Below are 22,417 nucleotides of genomic sequence, written 5' to 3'. Positions count from 1 at the left end.
TGACCAGTACTGGTTGGATCGCTGACCAGTACTGGTTCATTTATCCCCCTCTACAAAGGCTCTCTCCCAGCGCAAGCTGAGCATTAAACTCAGAGCAGAGCGCACCTGCGTGGAGATTAGGCGTAAAAGTCGTTTCTTTGCACTATAGTAGTAGCTATATTCAAAGAGAACGAAATGAATAACTTCAGACGAGTACTCCTCAAGCTCAGTGGCGAATCGCTCATGGGAGCGAAGCAATACGGCATCGACAACGACCGCCTCGCTGACTATGCACAAGACATCGAAGCTGCAGTCAAGCGCGGCATACAAGTGGCCATCGTCATCGGTGGTGGCAACATCTTCCGCGGATTAAGTGGTGCCGCCCAAGGCTTCGACCGTGTGCAAGGCGACCAAATGGGTATGCTGGCCACCGTCATCAATAGCTTAGCCCTCGGCTCAGCACTCACCTCCCGTGGTGTAAAGAACAGAGTACTCACTGCAATCCGGATGGAGCCTATCGGCGAATTCTACTCCAAGCGTCGCGCCATCGATGCCCTTGAGGCAGGTGAAGTCGTCATCCTCTCGGGTGGAACGGGGAATCCCTTCTTCACGACCGATACAGGTTCGTCCCTCCGCGGTATCGAACTCGAGGCTGATGTTATGCTCAAGGGTACGCGTGTCGACGGCATCTATACCGCCGACCCCGAGAAGGATCCTACGGCTACGAAGTTTGATCGCATCACCTATGATGAGATCTACCAGCGTGGGCTAAAGGTCATGGACCTCACAGCTACCACCATGTGTATGGAGAACAATCTACCCATCATCGTCTTCGATATGGACACTCCAGGCAACCTCCTCAAGGTCCTCAGTGGCGAGCCTATCGGCACCTACGTGGGCTTCTAAGAACAAGCAACCATCCTATCAACAACGACTAAATAAACTCTATGAGCGAACTGAAAGGGCTGATAGCACAAGCCGCCAGCCAGATGGAGAAGACTGTGGAGCACCTCGAAGAGGCGCTCGCTCGTGTACGTGCCGGTAAGGCCAACGTCAAGATCCTCGACGGCATCATGGTCGAGTACTATGGTAGCCCCGTCCCTCTGACTCAGGTGGGCACCGTAACTGTACCCGATGCTAAGAGCATTGTCATCACTCCTTGGGAAAAGGGTATCATCCGTGACATCGAGCGTGCTATCATCAACTCCCCTCTCGGCATCACCCCAGAGAACAATGGTGAGCTGATCCGCCTCGGCATCCCCCCGCTCACCGAAGACCGCCGTCGCGAACTCGTCAAGCAGGTTAAGGCTGACGCAGAAAATGCCAAGGTAAGCGTACGCAATGCTCGCCGTGACACCAACGATGCCATCAAGAAGAGCATCAAGGCAGACAACACTCCTGAGGATGTCGCTAAGGACGCTGAAGGCGAAGTACAGAAGCTCCATGACCGCTTCATCAAGAAGATCGACGAGCTCTTCGCTGCTAAGGAGAAGGAGATTATGACGGTCTAAGCTCCGCGCGAGACCGCCATCCACGTTATCAAAGCATTGACAGGCTTAGTCATCAAGAACACAGGTAGCCACTACATCGTCCTCACTGAGGATGGTGTAGAGCGCCCGTGTCTAGCCAAGGGGAACCTTCGCCTACGTGGCTTCCGCTCGACCAATCCCATCGTCGTCGGAGACCACGTCGTCGTAGAGCAGACCTCAGGCCAAGCGGAGGAAGAGACCCTCTACATCAAGGATATCCTCCCCCGTAAGAACTACATCATCCGTCGGGCTGCAAACCTCTCCAAGGAGTCCCATATCCTGGCTGCAAACATCGATGCGTCCTTCCTCGTCTGCACCATCGCAGCACCTGAGACCAGTACGACCTTCATCGACCGCTTTCTCGCCACAGCAGAGGCCTACCGAGTCCCCACGGAACTCATCTTTAATAAGATAGACCTCTATACTCCAGAGGCTATCGACTATATGGAGGAGCTCATCGCCCTCTACGAAGGGATTGGCTATCCTTGCCACCGCGTCTCAGCTACGACAGGAGAAGGTGTCGAAGCCCTCATCGATCACCTCAAGGGAAAGATCACCCTCTTCAGTGGACACTCCGGTGTAGGGAAGAGCACCCTCATCAATCAGCTGATCCCAGGCGTAGAGCTACGCACAGGGTCTATCTCACTAGCTCACTTCAAGGGGATGCACACCACGACCTTCTCTCAGATGGTCCCACTCCCCTACTCCGAGGGAGGCTATCTCATCGACACTCCAGGTATCAAGGGCTTCGGCATGCTCGAGATGGAGGACGCTGAGGTATCTCACTATTTCCCAGAGCTCTTCGAGGAGAGTACTGCTTGCCGCTTTGGCAACTGCACCCATACCCACGAGCCAGGATGCGCCGTATGCGAAGCCGTCGAGGCTGGGCGTATAGCTTCTTCCCGCTATATTAGCTATCTTGGCATCCTCAAGGACAAGGAGAGTGGGAAGTACCGCCCCGAATACAAGTAAATATGCTCCACTTTCATTTCTTGAGGGGGCTACGTCGCTCACTCGTATCTACTACAGCGCTCTCAGCCTGCCTACTTGCACTATCCTGCCATGGGCAGAGTAGCACACAGAGCCAGGCTGCATCTGCACACATCGATAGTACGACCCTACGTGGCGATACGCTCGAGCTTATCTTTGCTGGAGACATTATGACTCATGGGCCGCAGATACGTGCGGCTATCCAAGCGGATGATAGCTATGACTTCTCCCAAAGCTTTGCTCTTGTACGCTCTGCCATTGAGCGAGCAGACCTAGCGATAGGCAACTTGGAGACGACCTTTGGAGGGAAGCCTTACAGCGGTTATCCCATGTTCTCCTCCCCCGAAGCTCTCGCTGTAGCCCTCCGCGAAGCAGGCTTTGACGTCCTCACGACATCCAACAATCACAGCTGTGATCGCCGAAGCTATGGTATCACCCATACCATCGATGTACTCGACAGCCTTGGGATAGCCACCACAGGGAGCTATCGCAACCTCAGTGAGCGCCCAGCACGCACTCCCCTCATACAATCAGTACGTGGGATCAAGCTGGCTATCCTTGCCTACACCTATGGCACCAATGGGCTTCCAATTCCCCACCCAACTGTCATAGACACGATAAGCAAAGAGCACATCGCGGCAGACCTACGCCGTGCAGATAGCCTCGGGGCAGAGTACAAGATCGTACAGATCCACTGGGGTAACGAGTACGAGAAGTCCCCGAACCGAGCCCAGCGAGAGCTCGCGCAATGGCTCGCAGACCAAGGTGTAGATGCCGTCATCGGTAGCCACCCTCACGTCGTGCAAGAGAGCACGCGCCTCCAGGGACAAGATACGCAGCGTGGAGAGACCTTCGCTATCTACTCGATGGGGAACTTCATTAGCAACCAAATCACTCCACCAGCTACTCGCGGTGGGATGCTCCTCTCCTTGACGCTGACCCGACAAAGCAAGAATGCAGCTTGGACGACCAAGCCACACTACCAGTATGTTTTCGTCGAGAAGCGCTCACCCAACGGACAGGCGATCTATCGTCTTCGTCCCGTAGACTTAGACTCTATCCCCGAAGGCATGGCTCCAAAAGAAGCCAGCGACCTGAAGGCCTTCCAGCGCTACTATAAGATGATCCCTCTCGTCAAGTAGCTCCCTATTATCCTATTATATTGTATCACTTAATTACGACTCCAACTCTTATGAATATGAAGAAGCTTAGCATAGCCCTGACTACCCTCTTCGGTATCGGCCTCCTTATCTTCAACAGCTGCGGTACGGTACCCATCACGGGCCGTCGCCAGCTCAATCTCGTCTCCGATGGTGAGATCCTTGCTGCCAGTGCGACGCAGTATCGCCAGTTCATCAGCAAGTCTCAGCTCAGCCACAATAGCACGTACAACAACAAGGTCACTCAGGTGGGCCGTCGTCTGGCTGCCGCTACTAACATCTATCTCAAGCAGAATGGCTACGAATCTATGCTCTCGACTCTGAGCTGGGAATTCAATGTAGTCGACAGCAAGCAGGTCAATGCCTTCTGTATGCCAGGTGGAAAGATCGTCGTCTATACAGGACTTCTGAACCTCGTCGGTAATGGTGCCCATTCTGACGATGAGCTCGCAGCCGTTATGGGTCACGAGCTGAGCCATGCACTGGCTAAGCACGCCAACGAACGTATCAGCAACCAGATGCTCATGCAAGCTGGCGGACAGCTCCTCGGAGCCACTGTAGGCTCACGCTCGGGGATGCTGAGTGGGATCCTGAACCAAGCCTATGGTCTCGGTGCTCAGGTCGGCGTACTCCTTCCCTTCGGTCGTAAGCAGGAATATGAAGCTGACAAGATGGGGCTTGTACTTATGGCTATTGCAGGCTATGATCCCCGCTACGCAGTGAACTTCTGGCAGAAGATGGCCCAGTCAAAGGGTGGCGGTCAGCAGAGTGAACTCCTAAGCACTCACCCCAGTGATGCCAACCGTATCAAGGCAATCGAAGCCTACCTACCCACTGCTCTCCAATATTACAAGGGCCAGGGTAGCGCACCAGCAAGTAGCAACTCGGGATCATCCAGCCAGTCTCGTCGTCAGAGCAACGCGCGTAGCGTACGTGCTAATGACGTAGCAAACTACCTCAACAACAGATAGTAGAAAGGACTTCCTATCAACATTTCATAGAAGAGCCCCATGCTATGAGCAAAGAACACTCATAGCATGGGGCTACCACAATCCTCGTACACAGTAATATGGGTAAATACCAGTGGTCTGTAGAGCGCGTAGAGCAGCTGCGCCAACTCATACTCAGCCATCGCAATATCATCATCCTCCCCCACACAGCTCCCGATGGTGATGCTTTGGGCAGTACCTTAGCTTGGGCAAAGGTCCTTCAGACAGTACATCCAGAGGCTACCATCCGTGTACTCAGCCCTGACCGTATTGAGAACTACCTCAGCTGGCTTCCTCTCCTTGATGAGCTTCTGATCTATCCTGACGCTGAAGAAGAGAGCCTTAGAGCAATCCATGAAGCTGACCTCCTCTTTCACCTCGATCACAACCAGCCAAGCCGCCTGCGCTATGCACCACTCATTGAGGCCGTAGAGCAGTCTAAGGCACCCCATATCCTCATTGACCACCACCTCGATCCGGATCCCACATTTACTCTGAACTTCAGCTATCCTGAGGCCTCCGCTACATGTGAGCTAGTTCATGCCCTTATCCTATCTCTCGGATGGGAGCAGTATATCACATCCGAAGTTGCGACCCTCCTACTTACCGGGATCATAACCGACACGGGACGCTTTATGTATAGCCACCTCTCCCCAGAGCTCTTCGTCACGACTTCAGACCTCTTGGCTCGTGGAGCAGACTACCTACACATCATTGACCGCCTCACCTACCATAATCCCGAGATACAGATCCGCCTCCAAGGCTATGTACTTGATCAGAAGCTCGAGCTCTATCCCGAACTCCGTGCCGCCTGTATCATCCTTACTCAAGAGGAACTTCAGCGCTTCGGGGCGACCAAGGGAGATACGGAGGGGCTGGTAAATATCCCCTTGACTATCGAGGGAATTGACTGCTGTTGCTTCATCCGAGAGGATAAGACTCAAGTCAAGCTCTCCTTCCGATCCACGGGCACCTTCCCCGTCAATCAACTCGCCAGCACAGGCTTTGGAGGAGGAGGACACCTCAATGCCGCAGGAGCTGAGTACCAAGGCTCTATCCAAGAGGCTAAAAATATCTACCTTTGTGAACTAAGGAAACTGAGAGCTCAAGAAGCGATCTAAGCTCATCATCACCTTCCGGCAAGCATAGACAGAAATAATGAATAGACTTATCACCCATCGTATCGCCCTGCTCCTACTGCTTCTCATCCCCGTGCTGGCACTGGGAAGTTGCAAGAAGAATCGCTCCATTAAGCCTCTCTCCCAGCTCAAGAGAGAGCAGCGCCAAGCGATTGACCGACTGATCAAGGAATCATCATTCACAGTGAAGGAGCTCAGTAGCGAGACACTACCCTCGACCATTGACCCCGATGTATTCTATCGTCTATCCAATGGACTATATATACGTGTGCTTGATAAGGGGACGACCCGCCCTGAAGCAAATAAGACAACAGTCTCGGTACAGCTGAAGGGCTACTTCTTCAATGTATCTCAGTCCAAGGGAGCAATTTTCGACAACCTCACAGAGACCAATGTCCGTCCTCTCTTCTTCCGATATGCCTCATGGGAGACCAGCGAAGGGAAGATCCACTACAGTTCTCTCAACGAAAGTGGGGTCTATGAAGACCTCATCTGCGAAGGAGTTGCTTTCCCTATGTCGCTGCTCGGTGATGGAGCTATCGTACAGCTCATCATCCCCTTCGACCTCGGTCCCTCACAGAACTATACCGCTGGTAATAGCCTCTTCGTAGAGAAGGCGGTCTATACCTTCTATACGAAGCCCCAGCAATAACCTTCTTCTCCCAACCTTATGACACTCATCAAGTCCATCTCGGGGATACGAGGGACTATCGGTGGACACGTCACCGATGGCCTCAACCCAGTTAGCACGGCGCAGTTCACAGCTGCCTATGCCTCCTTCATCCGCCAGCAAACCAAGAAGGCTCGCCCCCTGATTATCGTGGGGAGAGATGCCCGCATCTCTGGCATCATGGTAAACCGCATCGTCACGGGGACGCTCCTCGGGATGGGATGTGATGTCATCGACATCGGGCTCGCCACAACGCCCACAACAGAGATGGCAGTCATAGGGAAGCAGGCTGACGGAGGGATCATCCTCACGGCAAGCCACAACCCCAAGCAGTGGAATGCCCTCAAGCTACTCAATAGCCGTGGCGAATTCTTAAGCGATGCTGAAGGGAAAGAAATCCTACGTATCGCCGAAAGTGAAGGCTTTGACTTCGCTGATGTCGACAACATCGGAGGCATTCTGAGCGAGGAGAGCTATTTGGATGAGCATATCCAAGCTGTACTTGCTCTACCATCAGTTGATGTTGAGGCTATCCGTCAGGCAGACTTCCACGTAGCATTCGATAGTGTCAATTCAGTAGGTGGCATTGCTCTACCAGCGCTCTTTGAGGCTCTTGGAGTCAAGCACGTCACCGCCCTCAATGCTGAGCCTACGGGACACTTTGCTCACAACCCCGAGCCACTCCCTGAGCATCTCACTGATATCTGTTCGGCTATCGGATCCAGCAAGGTCGATGTAGGCTTCGTTGTAGACCCCGACGTAGACCGCTTAGCCATCATCGATGAGCGTGGCACCTTCTTCGGCGAAGAATATACGCTGGTCGCAGTCTCTGACTACCTACTCCAGCTAAATGGAGGAGGGAACACTGTCTCCAACCTCAGCTCAACCCGTGCTCTGCGTGACGTCACAGAGCGTCATGGCGGCAGCTACACGGCTGCAGCAGTAGGCGAAGTCAACGTAGTCACAAAGATGAAGGAGACGGGTGCACTCATTGGTGGAGAAGGGAACGGTGGTGTGATTTACCCCGAGCTCCACTATGGACGCGACGCTCTCGTAGGTATCGCTCTCTTCCTCACCCTCCTTGCAAAGAGCGGCAAGAAGGTCAGCGAACTCCGAGCCACCTACCCCAACTATGCGATGAGCAAGCAGCGAGTAGACCTCCCCTCGGACGTAGATGCAGGTGCTCTCTTGGAGCGCTTAGCAAAGGAATACAGCGACAAGGGAGATATCAACCTCATTGACGGGGTGAAGATTGACCTCCCGACAGAGTGGGTACATGTGCGCCGAAGCAATACTGAACCCATCATCCGCATCTACACCGAAGCTCCTACAGCTGAGGAGGCCCAGCGTCTCGCAGACGAATTCAAGGCCGTCCTCCTCTCTTACCTCAACTAAGCAATACACCAAGCCTCACTATGCAGGGACACTCCATTGTGACTCCCCGTATCGTGAGGCTTGGTGTTTGTACTTATCATATCACTCACGGTTTACACGACAATTGGCACGTAAGAAGAAAGACCTCCCTCTTTTAGAAGGCATCACGATCACTGGTCTTGCTGGGGAAGGCAAGGCGCTCACCCATATAGACGGCAAGGTACTCTTTGTTCCCTTCGCTGCTCCTGGCGATGTCTGCGATATCCAGATCACAAAGAAGAAGAGCAGTTTTATGGAAGGAAAGATTGCACGTATCGTCACCCCCTCCCCTGAGCGTACCCAGCCCATCTGCTCACACTTCACCATCTGCGGGGGGTGCAAGTGGCAGCACCTCCCCTACTCCCTCCAGCTACAGAGCAAGGATCAGGTCGTCCGCGACGCCCTCCAGCGCATCGGCAAGATTGAGGTCGGTGAATACCTCCCCATCTTGGGCTCTACTGAGACTGAGCGCTATCGCAATAAGCTCGAGTTCACCTTCAGCCACAAGCGCTGGCTCTTCCCAGAGGAGCTTGACATACTCAACGCACGCTCCACACCACCAGAGCCCTATGAGCTCTCCGGACTCGGCTACCATCTTCCAGGGATGTTTGACAAGGTCCTCAACATCGACACCTGCTACCTCGGAGCCGAAGTCATGGATGAGATCCGCCTCTTCGTCCGAGACTACTGCTCCGCCCGTCCCGAGGACTATCCTTACTTTGACCTCCGCAAGCAGGAGGGACTGATGCGTACCCTTATGCTCCGTACGACCTCTACGGGAGAGATCATGGTTGTGGTCGTCTTCTACCGAGAGAATGAAGCAGCACGCACGGCGCTTCTCACGGCTTTGCAAGAGCGCTTTCCCCAGATTACCGCCCTACTCTACGTCATCAATGGTAAGTGCAATGACACCATTGGTGACCAAGAGATCCATTGCTTCTACGGACGCGAGTACATCGAGGAGGAGATGGAGGGGCTACGCTTCCGTATCGGGCCCAAGTCCTTCTATCAGACCAATAGTCGCCAGGCCTACGAGCTCTACAAGGTCGCCCGTGAATTCGCGGAGCTCACTGGCTCGGAGCGCGTCTATGACCTCTACACTGGGACGGGGACGATAGCCAACTTCGTCGCCAGACAGTGCGCTTCCGTCGTAGGTATCGAATATGTACCTGAGGCGATAGAGGATGCACGCGTCAATAGCGAGGTCAATGGCATTGACAATACCCTCTTCTACGCAGGCGACATGAAGGATATACTCACCACAGACTTCATCAGCGAGCATGGTGAGCCTGACGTCATCATCACCGATCCACCACGTGCTGGCATGCATGAGGATGTCATCGCTACGATCTTGCGTGCTGCTCCCCGCCGCATCGTGTACGTCAGCTGCAATCCCGCCACGCAGGCTCGTGACCTTCAGCTACTCACTGCTACGGGCGAGTACATTGTGACGAAGTCCCGTGCAGTAGACATGTTCCCGCACACGCATCATATCGAGAACGTCGTACAGCTCGTACGCCGATAGCCCTCTCCCCTAATTCCCCAAACTATGCTCCAGAAGATCCTTGCATCCCTGCGTCGCCCGACAGTACTCTTCCTACTTGTCGGCATCGCTATTGCCATAGCTACGGCTATCTTCCTGCGGCATAGGACTCGGCAAGCGACAGCTAGGGAGCTCCAAGCAGAGCAGCTACGCCTCCCCGATACACTCCGAGTCGTCACCCTCTCCGGTGCGACGACCTTCTTCATCTACCGCGATGAGCCGATGGGTTACCAGTACGAACTGGTGCGCCTCTTTGCTCAAAGCCACAAGCTCCCGCTGAAGCTCTACGTCACTCACAGCATGGAGGAGGCTGAAGCGATGGTCGAGCAAGGGCGTGTTGACCTCTGTATCACCCCACAGGCCATGACCCACTCTGCGAAGGAGCGCCTACGCTTTGCTGGGCCTGAAACGATGACGGGACTAGTACTTGTTCAGCGTAGGGCCAAAGCCGGAGATAGCATCCCCTACATCCAAGATGTAGCAGCCCTCCTCGGTAAGGAGCTGACTGTCATGGCTGGCTCACGCGCTGAGGAGCGCATCAAGCGCCTCGAGGAGCAGCTTGGAGGTAAGATCCTCATACGTGAGATCACAGCCGATACCATTAGTACGGAAGACCTCATCGCTCAAGTCGCCAGCCGAGAGATCAACTATACGATCGCTGATGCAGACTTGGCTAAGCTCAGCAAGACCTACTACCCTCAGCTGGACATCTCGCTGGAGGTAGGCTTTGCGCAGCGCCTTCGCTGGTTCGTCTCTCCCAAGGCTATTGGGCTCGCTGATGCCCTGGATAAGTGGGCGAAGGATATCCCCGAAGACCAAGGCTTCCATGAGATCTATAAGCGCTACTTCGAGCTCAGCAAGTCTGACGATGGAGAGGAATCTCCTCTCTCCAATACCCAGACAAAGGAGGATATACCTTCGCATGGGACTCAGCCAGCTCGCCCATCACCTCCCTCTACCACAGAGAAGCAGCCCAAGGAAACCACTACACATGAGCCTACTCCCAGTGGGAGCTACGGTATCTCACGCTTCGATAAGCTCTTCGAGAAGGAAGCACGGCGCATCGGCTGGCCCTGGCAGGTACTGGCCTCCATCGCCTATCAAGAGTCGAACTTCCGTCCCGAGGTCGTCGGCTGGTCGGGCGCTCGCGGACTGATGGGTATCATGCCCCGAACGGGTAAGATCTACGGGGCTTCGGTCAAGCAGCTCCTTGATCCAGTGGTGTCTGTACGTGTAGCAGTGGACTGTCTGAAGTCCATTGACGCACTCTTCCAAAAGCAACTCACCGACCCTGAGGAGCGTATCAAGGTCACCCTCGCAGCCTACAATGCTGGTCCTGCACACCTGCAGGATGCTATCCGACTGGCAGAGAAGTACGGCTACTCCTCTACACGCTGGGAGGGGGGTATAGAGACGGCTCTACGATTGAAGAGCGAAGCGAAGTACTACAACGATCCCGTCTGCCGAGCAGGCTACCTCCGAGGTAAGGGCGTCGCACGCTACGTCGACGAGATCATCTCCCGCTACCACAGCTACCTCAGCCGAACAAAGTAATCCTCCGTCATCCTCTACAACATCGAGGAGGCGGGAAGCACTGGTCTTCCCGCCCCCTTCTCTTTTACCTCACTTATCCTCGATGAAATCACTCCGACACCTTTCTCTCAGCCTGCTTCTCGGCTGTTGCCTCTCCCTCCAGGCGAGTAGCACCAGCCCCACGAGCTATGTCGATCTGGTCAATCCCCTCGTCGGTACTCAAAGCACCTTCGACCTTAGCTCGGGCAACACCTACCCCGTCATCTCCCGTCCTTGGGGGATGAATAGCTGGACGCCCCAGACGGGGAAGATGGGAGATGGCTGGCAGTACAGCTATCAGGCGACCAAGCTACGCGGGCTCAAGCAGACGCACCAGCCCAGTCCATGGATCAACGACTACGGGCAGTTCTCCCTACTACCGATGACGGGGAAAGCTCCCGTCTTCAACGAGGAGAAGCGCGCCTCATGGTTCAGCCATAAGGCGGAGGAGGCTCGCCCCTATTCCTATGAGGTCTATCTGGCTGACTACGACACACGCGTCCGCATGGCTCCGAGTGAGCGTGCCGCTGTCTTTGAGGTCGAGTTCTCCCGTATGGCACGACCCGAGGAGCGCTGGATCGTGGTGGATGCCTTTGACTCAGGCTCCGAGATTCAGCAGCTGGACCGCTATACCATAGTTGGCATCAGCCGCAAGAATAGTGGCGGTGTACCTAAGGGCTTTGCGAACTACTTCATCGTGCGCTTCACCGAGCCTATTCAGCGCCTCGTGCGTGAGGAGCGCAAAGGTAAGGGCGGACGACACGCCCTCGTTGCTGTGAATCTTGCAGGCGAGAAGGTGAGCTCTCCAACGACCTTCTATGTTGCCTCCTCGTTCATCAGCCGTGAGCAAGCCGAGCTTAACCTCAGAGAAGTAGCCCCTCGTAGCTATCAGCAAGTCCGCGCGGAAGGCAAGGCTGAGTGGGAGAAGCAGCTGAGTCGTATAGCTGTCACCGATAGCCCTGATCGGATGAGCACCTTCTACAGCTGCCTCTATCGCTCACTCCTCTTCCCCCGACGCTTCTATGAGGTCAATGCCAAGGGTGAGGTCGTCCACTACAGCCCATACAATGGGCAAGTTCTCCCTGGCTACCTCTATACCGATACAGGCTACTGGGATACCTTCCGAGCCCTTATGCCACTGATCCATCTTGTCTACCCCGAAGAGGGAGCAAAGATGGCTGAGGGGATGATGAATGCCTACCGTGAGAGTGGATTCTTCCCCGAATGGGCAAGCCCCGGACATCGTGACTGCATGGTGGGGAATAACTCTGCTTCGGTCATAGCTGACGCCTTCGTCAAGGGGCTGGGACGTATTGATCCGAAGGAGCTCTCCACAGCGCTACTCCACGGCGCCAACAACGAGCATCCAAATATCCGCTCCACTGGACGCCTCGGGTATAAGTACTACAACAAGCTCGGCTATGTACCCTCCGACGCCGGGATCAACGAGCATGCCGCTCGAAGCCTTGAGTATGCCTACGACGACTGGTGTATTCTCCAGGCCCTTCAGAAGGCTGGAGCCTCAGCTGATCTGCAGCAACTCTACGCTGAGCGAGCTATGAACTACCGCAAGCTCTATGATCCCAGCACCGGCTGGATGCGCGGTCGCCGGCAGGATGGCTCCTTCCAGTCCCCCTTCTCCGTCTTCAAATGGGGAGATGCCTTCACTGAAGGCAATTCACTCCACTACAGCTGGTCCGTCTTCCATGACGTGCAGGGGCTCATCGATCTCATAGGCGGGGATCAGGCTTTCACTCGCAAGCTCGACAGCATCTTTACCCTCCCTCCCATCTTCGACGACAGCTACTATGGCTTCGTCATCCACGAGATCCGTGAGATGCAGATCATGGATATGGGCAACTACGCTCACGGCAATCAGCCCATACAGCATATGATCTACCTCTATGACTACGCTGGGGAGCCCGCCAAGACGCAGTACTGGGTGCGCGAAGTCATGCGCCGACTCTACTCCGATCGCCCCGATGGCTACTGCGGAGACGAGGACAACGGGCAGACCTCGGCATGGTATGTCTTCTCGGCTCTGGGCTTCTATCCCGTGACACCAGCACTTGGTCAGTATGCTATCGGCACGCCTTACTTCCGTGAGGTCCGTCTATCCATGCCAGAGGGGAAGAGCTTCGTGATCCGTGCCTCCGATCCCAGCGTCCCCTACATCCAGTCGGCACAGCTCAATGGCAAGCCTTGGGAGAAGACCTATATTGACTATGAGACGCTACGACGTGGAGGCTCGATGACCTTCACCCTCGGTGCGAAGGCCTCCTCATGGGGTACACACGCCTCCGCTCGCCCCTACTCGTTCTCGCGAGCGAAGAAGTAGTCTCCTCCACACCATCCACTTAAATTAGCGCCCCTACAGCAGGTTAGTCCATCAAATAACCTGCTGTAGGGGCCGATCATATATAGCACCTTGAGCCTGTTGCCGCGAGTCCTGCCCGCTATTTAAAGTGGTAAGGTATCGCACGCCCAGCTCCCTGATATAGCTCTCCGAAGAGATACACAAGTCCTTCGCCTTATCGCGAGTATTCCTCTTATCCAGCGGAGGGAAAAGCTTCGTTCTCGTGAAGAAAAAAGCGCCTTCACGTAGTGATTTTCCTCTGTCTATGCGCGTAGTCTTAAAGACCAAGTACGTAAATCCAAATATCCACGTACGTAGATATTAGAGCCACGTACGTAGCCCAAACATTTCTGCCAGTCGTCCGCAACTTTTATCCCTACGCGGAGCAAGAAACTAATAGAGGTCACTTCTCAAAGCTATATAGCTTCGCACCGAAAGCTATATAGGAATCCAAGCAAAGCTATATAGGAATCCAAGCAAAGCTATATAGGAATCAGTCCAAAGCGATATAGCTTTCTTCGCCATCCTATATAGCTCTACCCACGCACCCATATACCTATTAAGAGAGCATTGCGCAAGGCCACCTCTTCATTACTCGTACCTTCTTCTCTCGGAAATCGGAGGCTTTAGGCTGAGAAGTTCAATGGAGGAGAGTGCAAGCTGTGAAGAGATGGCCTTGCGCAATGGTCTCACCTTAGAAATAGCTCTATGAGGCGCTTACTGCGACCAACACAGGTCAATTTTCTTGCCCATATCAGTAGATCCTACTGATCCCATACGATCCCATTACCGATCCTATTCAAAGAGCTATTTTATCAACCTTGAAAGAAGCCCTTGAATTCAGGCGCTTTTCCTCGGCAGTATGCGCTGAATTGAGTATCTTTGGTACGTCTGTAGACAATACACATATATGACGAACTAAAACATCAGAATGAAGAGCCTATTAACTACTACACGTGTGGCCGCTTTGGCCCTTGGCTTAGCCGTATCCTCACCCCTTATCTCCCATGCGCAAAAGAACTATAAGCCCACGAAGGAGAATCTCGCTGCGCGCGAGAAATTCCGTGATCGTGGCTTCGGGATCTTCCTCCACTGGGGGCTCTATAGCATCTTCGGCCAGGGCGAGTGGTATATGACCAATGCCAACCTCAATCGTGATGAGTACTCCAAGGTCGCAGGAGCCTTCTACCCCGCACAGTTTGATGCCGCTAAGTGGGTCGCTGCGATCAAGGCCTCTGGTGCAGGCTATCTGACGATCACGTCCCGTCATCACGAAGGCTTCTCCATGTGGGATACCAAGCAGAGTGACTACAATATCATCAAGTCAACGCCCTTCAAGCGAGACATCCTCGCCGAGCTCCGTGACGAGTGCCGCAAGCAGGGTCTGGGCTTCCACATCTATTACTCACTCCTCGACTGGCACCGCGATGACTACTACCCCATCGGGCGTACAGGCCAGGGTACGGGTCGTACTAAGCACGGGCAGTGGAAGACGTATGATGCCTTTATGAATGCCCAGCTCGCCGAGCTCGTCCGCGACTACAATGCCGAAGCTATTTGGTTCGACGGTGAATGGGACCAGGATATCAATCCAGGCTTCCAGTGGAACTTCGATAAGATGTACGCTGGCATCCATAAGATCAACCCCGCCTGCCTTATCGGGAACAACCACCACGGTGAGGTACACCCAGGCGAAGACTTCCAGATGTTTGAGCGTGACGTCCCCGGTGCCAACACCGCTGGGCTCTCTGGTCAGGCTATCAGTAAGCTCCCCATCGAGACCTGCCAGACGATGAATGGTATGTGGGGCTACAAGATCATCGACCAGACCTACAAGTCTGACACGACCCTTATCCGTCTGCTCGTCCAGACCGCAGGTCGCAATGCAAACCTCCTTCTCAACATCGGCCCCGAAGCTACGGGTGCTCTGCCTGCTACGGCTATCGACCGCCTCGAGAAGATCGGTAAGTGGATGAAGACCTACGGCAAGACCGTCAAGGATGGTGTACGCGAAGGCATCATTCCTCCCCAGGAATGGGGGGTATCGACCCAGAAGGGTAAGACCGTCTACCTGCATATCCTCGACTGGAAGAGCCGTATGCTCTCACTGCCCTTGACCGAGAAGGTGAAGAGCGTAGTAGCCTACGACACTCGTCGCCCCATCCCCTTCCAGCAGACGAAGCTCGGGCTGACGCTCTCCTTCGACAAGGCTCCATCAGAAGCCAATGCTATTGACTATATCGTAGAGGTCACCCTCCACTAAGACCATAATGAGTACCTATCGGATAGAGAACTGCGCAGGGAGTGCCGAGAGCGCCCGCCGAGCTGAGCTGGGCGGAGCCTATCGAGTCGAGCTCTGCGCTGGTCTCCCCGAGGGGGGTACGACCCCCTCCTATGGTGAGATCCTCACCGCACGCCGAGCTATCAGTATCAAGCTCAACGTCATCATCCGCCCACGCAGCGGGGACTTCCTCTATACTCCTATTGAGGTAGAGGCCATGCTTGCCGACATTCGTATGGCTCGCGAGCTAGGCGCTGACGGCATCGTCGTCGGCTGTCTCACAGCTGACGGAGCTGTAGACAAGCCCCTCCTTCGTCGCTTCGTAGAGGCCGCGGAAGGACTACCCGTGACCTTCCATCGTGCCATCGACGTCTGCCAAGATCGTGCTCAGGCGCTGGAGGATATCATCGAGGCTGGGTGCGCTCGCGTACTGACCTCAGGAGGTGCCGCCTCAGCACCCGAGGGAGCAGACGCCATCGCAGCACTCGTCAAGCAGGCTGCAGATCGCATCATCATCATGCCTGGAGCTGGTGTCACCCCAGAGAATGTAGCAGACCTTGCTCGTAAGACAGGTGCTCGAGAGTTCCATTTCTCAGGCCGAACTTCCGAGCCCAGCCCCATGCGCTACCGCCATGAGGGCGTCTCGATGGGTGGCACTGTGACCATCGACGAATATGCCTACCTCTTCACTGACCCGAAGAAGATACGTCAGGCTGTAGAGGCACTACAAGCACTCGAGTAATCCTACTCGATACTCATCCGCACGACATACAGATACTATACACATCCGCATGAATTCACGAATCATCACCCTTTCCCTTGCCCTCGGTCTCCTCGGTGGGATCACAGAGCTCAGTGCTCTCCCCCAGAAGCCGACCCGCAAGGTACAGACCAGCCGCCCCGCAGCCTCTAAGCTCCAGCAAGATTTCCTTGCCAAGCAAAAGGCCTTCCCCAAGGGTGACTTCTTCCGAATCTTCAAGCAGCAGATGACTCCCGAGGAGCGTGACGCTATGACCTTCCTCTATGCGTACATGCCTACGAATGACCTCATCGATAGAGATGGGGAGTTCTACCTCGAGAATGTCCGCGCCTCACTACGCGCTCGCAAGGAACTCCCTTGGGGGAAGTCCATCCCTGAGCGTGAGTGGAAGCACTTCGTCCTCCCGATCCGTGTCAATAATGAGGCACTCGATGCCTCACGCATGGTACTCTTTGATGCCCTGAAGGATCGCGTCAAGGGACTCTCCCTGCATGATGCGGTACTCGAGGTCAACCACTGGTGCCACGAGCACGTCGTCTATACACCAAGTGACTCCCGCACCTCCTCTCCGCTGGCTACCATACGCTCGGCCTATGGGCGCTGTGGTGAAGAGTCCACGCTCTTGGTCGCAGCTCTGCGTGCAGTCGGCATCCCCGCTCGCCAGGTCTATACCCCTCGCTGGGCACACACCGATGACAACCATGCTTGGGTAGAAGCTTGGGTAGATGGCAAGTGGCTCTTCCTCGGCGCCTGTGAGCCCGAGCCTGTACTCAATCTCGCGTGGTTCAACGCTCCCGTTTCACGTGCTATGCTCGTCCACACGAAGGCCTTTGGTCGCTATGACGGGCCAGAGGAAGTTATCGGGAATACTCCTACCTACACCGAGATCAATGTCATCGACAACTATGCCCACGTAGGCAAGGTCAGTGTGCAGGTCACCGATGCTACGGGTCGCCCCCTCGCCGGGGTCCCCGTCTCCTTCCGCGTGTACAACTATGGGGAGTTCTATACCGTAGCTACCAAGGTCAGTGATGCCGCTGGTCGCGTCTCACTCACTGCAGGACAAGGGGATATGCTTGTCTATGCGAGCAAGCCAGAGGGGACAAGCTACCGCTTCGGCATGCAGAAGGTCACCTTCGGCACCGACAAGCAGGTGCGCCTCCAGCTGAAGTACCGCCCAGGAGACCGCATCAACGAAGACCTCCTCATCACGCCTCCACGTGAGGATGCGAAGTACCCCAACGTCACCGATGCCCAGCGCGCTGAGAACAATCGCCGCATGGCTGTCGAAGACTCTATCCGTGGCCAATACGTAGCCTCCTTCGTCGGGAAGCAGCTCGAGGGTCTTGATGCTCGTGGCAACTGGAAGACCTTGCACGAATTCGTCGAGGGCTCTAAGGACCAAGAGCAGGCCAAGGCACTCCTCCGAGTTATCTCCGCTAAGGACCGTCGTGACATTCCTCTCGAAGTGCTGCGTGACCATCTGGATAACACGAAGCCCCTCCCCCAGTTCGCAGCGAACAAGGAGCTTGCTATGAGCTACATCTACAATCCTCGTGTAGCCAATGAGCCCTTAGTACCCTATAAGAAATACTTCGCCGAAGCAGTTCCACAAGAGCTGCAGAGCAAGTTCCGCTCTTCCCTCGAAGCCCTACGCCAGTGGTGCGTCGCTACTATCCAGATAGATAATAGCTACAACCCGCTGACCTATCCCATTGAGCCTATCGGGGTGTGGAAGAGTCAGAAAGCTGATACCCACTCTCGTAATATCTTCTTCGTCTCGCTGGCACGTGCCATGGGCTGGCCTGCACAGATCGACGGGGTGACGGGCAAGGTACAGGTCTATGAGAAGGACGGATGGCACGATGTCATCCTCGACAAGGGACTTCCCCAGACAGCTGCTAAGCAGGGGACACTTCGCCTGAGCTACAAGGACAATGGTATCATCGACAATCCGAAGTACTATTATCAGTTCACTATCTCCAAGTTCGACGACAAGGGGCAGACTCGCCTACTTGCCTATGACGAAGGAGACAACGGGCTGGAGCAAGGGACCTCGTGGGCTAAGACCTTCAAGGACGGCGCTCCGATGGATGCAGGGCATTACCTGCTTGTCACGGGCTCACGTCTAGCGAGCGGCAGCATCCTGGTGAACATGCGCACCTTTGATATCAAGGCTGGTCAGACGACCGATGAGGAGCTCCTCATGCGTCGCGACACCACGGCTGTAGCAGTCCTCGGTAGCTTCAATGCTGAGAATCTCTACACTTACTATGGTGAAGCTAAGGATCTGACGAAGACCGAGCAGTTCGCAGCCCCCACTGGTAAGGAACAGTCCATCCTCACGACGACAGGCCGTGGCTACTATATCCTCGGTGTCCTCGGAGCAGGCGAAGAGCCTACGAACCATGCACTGAAGGACATCATCGCAGAGCGTGAAGTCTTCGAGCACTGGGGCCGTAACCTTGTACTCCTCTTCAAGGATAAGACGAGCCAGAGCCGCTACCGTCCAGAGGACTTCGCAGGTCTTCCCAAGGGTACAGTCTTCGGTCTTGATGATAAGGGTACGATCCTCTCCGAGCTCGTCACGAATATGAAGCTCCGTGCTGGTAACCTCCCTGTCTTCGTCATCGCAGACACCTTCAACCGCGTAGTCTTCGTTTCGCAGGGCTATACCATCGGTCTGGGTCGCCAGATCCGTCAGGTCATCACCGCCCTCGAGAAGGAGCAGTGCACCGCTCCCACGCAGACCTGCACCGCCCCATAAGTAAGCGCTTATAAAGCATCGTCAAGAGGCCCCCTCCCAGCTCTGGGAGGGGGCCTCTTGTCCGTCTATGCAGGGAGCAAGCCAAGAGAGTATGTATCTTTGTCCCACAAAAGATGCTGATGACTCCTATCAAACGACTTCGTAGTTACCTACGTGAGCAGTCTCACACGCTACGCCAACTCCTCCATATCGGTACGCCTATCATCCTTGGGCAATTGGGCATTATCTCGGTGAATTTCGCTGACACCATCATGGTCGGTAAGTATAGCACCGATGCTCTGGCAGCCGCCTCCTTCGTCAACAATATCTTCGCCCTCTTCTTTGTCCTTGGACTGGGCTTCAGCTATGGGCTTACTCCCTTGGTGGCAAAGGCACATACCCGTGGTGATCAGCTTCGACTCGGACGACTTCTTCGCCATAGCACCCTGCTTAATCTACTCATTGCCTTCGGCCTTACACTATTGCTTGTCGGGGTATATACCTTCCTGGAGCTCTTCCGTGTACCCTCCGACCTACTGCCACTCATACGGCCGTACTTCATCCTGCAGATAGTCTCCTTCGGCGTGTACATGGCATCCGCAGCGCTAAAGCAGTTCTTTGATGGCATGGGACGTACACAGGTACCCATGTGGATTATCCTTAGCTCCAACCTACTCAATGTCATCGGGAACTATCTCTTGATCTTCGGCAAGTGGGGATGCCCTGAGCTTGGGCTTTATGGTGCTGGACTCTCCACACTCCTCTCGCGCATCTATATGCTCGTAGCGCTCACACTCGTACTGCGATATAGCCGCTCATTCAAAGTCATCAGCCGAGCCACCCTTGAACGCAGCATCTTCCCATCCTATTTCACTCGCCTCTTCCGTCTGGGGACACCTATCAGCATACAGACGGGGGTAGAGACTGCAGCCTGGACCTTTGCCATTATTATCGTCACCCCATTGGGTGAGCATCCTCTGGCTGTCCATCAGATCCTATGCACACTGACAGCGCTGGGCTTCTTGGTCTACTATGGCATTGGGGCTGCAGCGACTATCCTCGTGAGCAGTGCCCATAGCAAGGGGGATCACAAACAGGTGCAACATACCGTGGGAATAGCCCTCATCTTAGCCGAAGCTGTGGCACTACTCGTTCTCGTAGGACTTATCCTCGGACGACATTACCTCGGCTACATCTTCAGTAATGACCCAGGTATCATCGCGATGACGGCACTGGCCATACTCCCTATGGCACTATACCAACCGGCAGATGCCCTTCAGGTCATCTATAGCAATGCGCTCCGAGGAATGGAGGACGTAAAGCATATGGCCCTCTATGCCTGTGGGGTACACCTCATCATAGCGCCAGCTCTCTGTCTACTCTTCGGCTTTGGGCTTGGACTGGAAGGTGGAGGGATCCAGCTCACAGCTGTCTGGTCTGCCTTCCCCGTGAGCCTACTGCTCTTGGGATTCCTTCTCAAGCGACGCTTTGACCACATCTCTATACCAAGGTGAACTCCACACCCATAGAGGGGATGATAGCGACCTATATTGGTCGACGGGTGAACCTATATAGGTCGTGAAGACAAGCAATATAGGTCACGAAGCTGACCTATATAGGTTCACCCGTCGACCAGTATAGGTTCATACCACTATCCAGCCGAGGCACTTGTCCCTCCCCCTCTGTAGAGAAAGATCAAGCTGCTGAACAAAGTCTACCTTCATTCGGGTGTAGAAGCCCTATACAAAGGCGATCAAAGGGCGGGGAAGCCAGCAAGAACTATTATCTTTGTGGCAAATAATCATATACGAGATGCAGCATCCGCTATCTATCTATAACACGCTCCACCGCCGCAAAGAAGCCTTCGTCCCAGCACAGGCTCCTCACGTGGGGCTCTATGTCTGTGGGCCTACCGTCTATGGAGATGCCCACCTCGGGCATGCCCGCCCCGCGATTACCTTCGACATTCTCTTCCGCTACCTGAGTCACTTAGGCTACAAGGTGCGCTATGTACGCAACATCACTGATGTCGGACATCTCGAGCACGACGCAGATGAGGGAGAGGACAAGATCGCTAAGAAGGCACGTCTCGAGCAGCTTGAGCCCATGGAAGTGGTGCAGTACTACCTGACCCGCTACCATCATGCGATGGAGCGCCTCGGAGTACTTCCTCCAAGCATTGAGCCTATGGCCTCAGGACACATCATTGAGCAGATTACCTTGACGCAGCAGATCCTTGATGCAGGCTTTGCCTATGAGAGCAATGGGTCAGTCTACTTCGACGTAGAGAAGTATGATAAGAGCTTTAACTATGGTGAGCTGAGTGGACGCCGCATCGAAGATATGCTGAGCAATACGCGCGCTCTCGATGGTCAGGATGAGAAGCGCGGCCCACTGGACTTTGCCCTCTGGAAGAAGGCACAGCCCGAGCATATTATGCGCTGGCCCAGCCCCTGGGGCGAAGGTTTCCCAGGCTGGCATGCAGAGTGCACTGCCATGGGACGAAAGTATCTCGGCGAGCAGTTTGACATCCACGGTGGTGGCATGGACTTGGTCTTCCCCCATCATGAGTGTGAGATCGCCCAAGCCAAGGCCTCTCAAGGAGGTGAATCCATGGTACGCTACTGGATGCACAACAACATGATCACCATCAATGGGCAGAAGATGGGGAAGTCCCTCGGGAACTTCATTACACTGGATCAGTTCTTCACTGGCGAACACAACCAGCTGGAGCAGGCCTATTCGCCCATGACGATCCGCTTCTTCATCCTCAGCGCTCACTACCGCGGTACGGTAGACTTCAGCAACGAAGCTCTAAAGGCCGCAGAGAAGGGCTTGGCTCGCCTGCTTGACGCAGCAGCTCTACTCGACGGGCTACAAGCTGGAAGCACTACATCTATCGAAGGAATCCAAGGTCTCTCAGAGCGCTGCCATGCGGCTCTCAATGATGACCTCAATACACCGATTGCCATCGCTGAGCTCTTTGAGGCTGCACGTGCTATCAACTCCATTCATCATAAGCAAGCCACGATCACAGCGGAGGATCTTGATGAGCTACGTCGAATATATCGCCTCTTCCTCTTCGACCTGCTGGGGCTCCGTGACGAGCGCTTAGGCGAAGGAGGCGCGAGCGAAGCCTTCTCGGGCGCAGTAGATCTTCTCCTCTCTATCCGAGCTGAGGCCAAGAGCAAGAAGGATTGGGCTACCTCTGACCGCATACGTGATGAGCTGGCTGCCCTCGGATTCACTATTAAGGACACCAAGGAAGGTACCGAGTGGTCCCTCTAAGC

16 protein-coding genes are annotated in these 22,417 nt (G+C 54.8%); all 16 read left to right on the top strand.

The genetic code is table 11. The features are described from left to right. Positions 1 to 174 precede the first annotated feature (174 nt). Entirely contained in the window at positions 175 to 885 is a 711-nt protein-coding gene (gene pyrH / locus HMPREF1323_RS04200) for a UMP kinase (protein WP_009433175.1), read from the top strand. Between the two features lie 41 nt (positions 886 to 926). Then, positions 927 to 1,490 (top strand): ribosome recycling factor, encoded by a 564-nt coding sequence (gene frr, locus HMPREF1323_RS04195; protein ID WP_009433109.1) that lies wholly within the window; start codon positions 927 to 929, stop codon positions 1,488 to 1,490. 36 nt (positions 1,491 to 1,526) lie between these two features. Further along, positions 1,527 to 2,480: a ribosome small subunit-dependent GTPase A gene (gene rsgA, locus HMPREF1323_RS04190; protein WP_009433028.1), complete on the top strand. Its 954-nt coding sequence runs from the start codon at positions 1,527 to 1,529 to the stop codon at positions 2,478 to 2,480. Positions 2,481 to 2,482: 2 nt separating this feature from the next. Then, positions 2,483 to 3,640 (top strand): CapA family protein, encoded by a 1,158-nt coding sequence (locus tag HMPREF1323_RS04185; protein WP_009433155.1) that lies wholly within the window; start codon positions 2,483 to 2,485, stop codon positions 3,638 to 3,640. Between the two features lie 50 nt (positions 3,641 to 3,690). Beyond that, positions 3,691 to 4,629, top strand: coding sequence for a M48 family metallopeptidase (locus HMPREF1323_RS04180; protein ID WP_009433220.1), 939 nt, complete (start codon positions 3,691 to 3,693; stop codon positions 4,627 to 4,629). Between the two features lie 98 nt (positions 4,630 to 4,727). Further along, the gene (locus HMPREF1323_RS04175; protein WP_009432938.1) at positions 4,728 to 5,768 is read left to right on the top strand and encodes a DHH family phosphoesterase; all 1,041 of its coding nucleotides are present in this window, start codon (positions 4,728 to 4,730) and stop codon (positions 5,766 to 5,768) included. Between the two features lie 37 nt (positions 5,769 to 5,805). After that, positions 5,806 to 6,438, top strand: a complete 633-nt coding sequence (locus HMPREF1323_RS04170) for a DUF4827 family protein (protein ID WP_009432930.1) — start codon at positions 5,806 to 5,808, stop codon at positions 6,436 to 6,438. An 18-nt stretch (positions 6,439 to 6,456) separates the two neighbouring features. Continuing rightward, positions 6,457 to 7,851, top strand: coding sequence for a phosphoglucosamine mutase (gene glmM, locus HMPREF1323_RS04165; RefSeq protein ID WP_009433106.1), 1,395 nt, complete (start codon positions 6,457 to 6,459; stop codon positions 7,849 to 7,851). Positions 7,852 to 7,954: 103 nt separating this feature from the next. Then, complete coding sequence (gene rlmD / locus HMPREF1323_RS04160; protein ID WP_009433141.1) at positions 7,955 to 9,394, top strand: 23S rRNA (uracil(1939)-C(5))-methyltransferase RlmD; 1,440 nt, start codon at positions 7,955 to 7,957, stop codon at positions 9,392 to 9,394. A gap of 24 nt (positions 9,395 to 9,418) precedes the next feature. Then, positions 9,419 to 10,966, top strand: coding sequence for a transglycosylase SLT domain-containing protein (locus HMPREF1323_RS04155; protein WP_009432918.1), 1,548 nt, complete (start codon positions 9,419 to 9,421; stop codon positions 10,964 to 10,966). 82 nt (positions 10,967 to 11,048) lie between these two features. Continuing rightward, the gene (locus HMPREF1323_RS04150; RefSeq protein ID WP_009432896.1) at positions 11,049 to 13,322 is read left to right on the top strand and encodes a GH92 family glycosyl hydrolase; all 2,274 of its coding nucleotides are present in this window, start codon (positions 11,049 to 11,051) and stop codon (positions 13,320 to 13,322) included. 949 nt (positions 13,323 to 14,271) lie between these two features. Further along, positions 14,272 to 15,603 carry an alpha-L-fucosidase gene (locus HMPREF1323_RS04140; RefSeq protein ID WP_009433189.1) on the top strand — a complete coding sequence of 444 codons (1,332 nt, stop codon included), beginning with the start codon at positions 14,272 to 14,274 and terminating at the stop codon, positions 15,601 to 15,603. A gap of 7 nt (positions 15,604 to 15,610) precedes the next feature. Then, positions 15,611 to 16,363, top strand: a complete 753-nt coding sequence (locus HMPREF1323_RS04135; protein ID WP_009433082.1) for a copper homeostasis protein CutC — start codon at positions 15,611 to 15,613, stop codon at positions 16,361 to 16,363. Between the two features lie 49 nt (positions 16,364 to 16,412). Beyond that, complete coding sequence (locus tag HMPREF1323_RS04130) at positions 16,413 to 19,148, top strand: transglutaminase domain-containing protein (RefSeq protein ID WP_009433222.1); 2,736 nt, start codon at positions 16,413 to 16,415, stop codon at positions 19,146 to 19,148. Between the two features lie 119 nt (positions 19,149 to 19,267). Continuing rightward, positions 19,268 to 20,641, top strand: coding sequence for an MATE family efflux transporter (locus HMPREF1323_RS04125; protein WP_009433187.1), 1,374 nt, complete (start codon positions 19,268 to 19,270; stop codon positions 20,639 to 20,641). Positions 20,642 to 20,939: 298 nt separating this feature from the next. After that, entirely contained in the window at positions 20,940 to 22,415 is a 1,476-nt protein-coding gene (cysS, locus tag HMPREF1323_RS04120; RefSeq protein ID WP_009433049.1) for a cysteine--tRNA ligase, read from the top strand. Positions 22,416 to 22,417 lie beyond the last annotated feature (2 nt).

It is taken from the genome of Porphyromonas sp. oral taxon 279 str. F0450, from assembly GCF_000292995.1.
Classification (GTDB): Bacteria; Bacteroidota; Bacteroidia; order Bacteroidales; family Porphyromonadaceae; genus Porphyromonas; species Porphyromonas pasteri.
The sequence above is the reverse complement of the archived record's forward strand: the minus strand, read 5'-3'. Positions and strand labels throughout refer to the sequence as shown.